This window comes from Bacillus sp. AFS023182 (assembly GCF_002560575.1).
Taxonomy (GTDB): domain Bacteria; phylum Bacillota; class Bacilli; order Bacillales; family Bacillaceae_G; genus Bacillus_A; species Bacillus_A arachidis.
Map to the genome: position 1 here is coordinate 1 of NZ_NTRO01000179.1, position 345 is coordinate 345.

General features: G+C 33.3%; 1 protein-coding gene. It reads right to left on the reverse strand.

The annotated features are described in order from the left end of the window. Nucleotides 1-345, reverse strand: a 345-nt coding sequence (locus CN288_RS28085) for a thiol-activated cytolysin family protein (protein WP_176527771.1), incomplete at both ends; no start/stop codon positions are given.

The window sequence follows — 345 nt, forward strand, 5'->3', positions numbered from 1 at the left end:
AATATTTGCTTATATGCCGCAACCATCACTTTTTTCTCTCCATTTGCAACAGCATTAAAGTCAATGTTCAATGCATTGTCAAGATATTTAGCGTTAACATTAAGAGCACTTGCTATTTGAGATTTACTATACACCATAGATTCTGTATACTGCATTCTTGCAGGTAACGTATGTGTTTTTGAATACTTTTGATTCCAAGTGGATACTAATTCATCTACTGCTCCAGACACATTACCATATGTAGGATTTTGGACAGTAATTGTATTGTCTTTTCTCATGCCAGGTAAGTCTATACTAATATTCAAAGGTTTTCTCTTAGCTACTAACAAACTAGGTTGATTATCT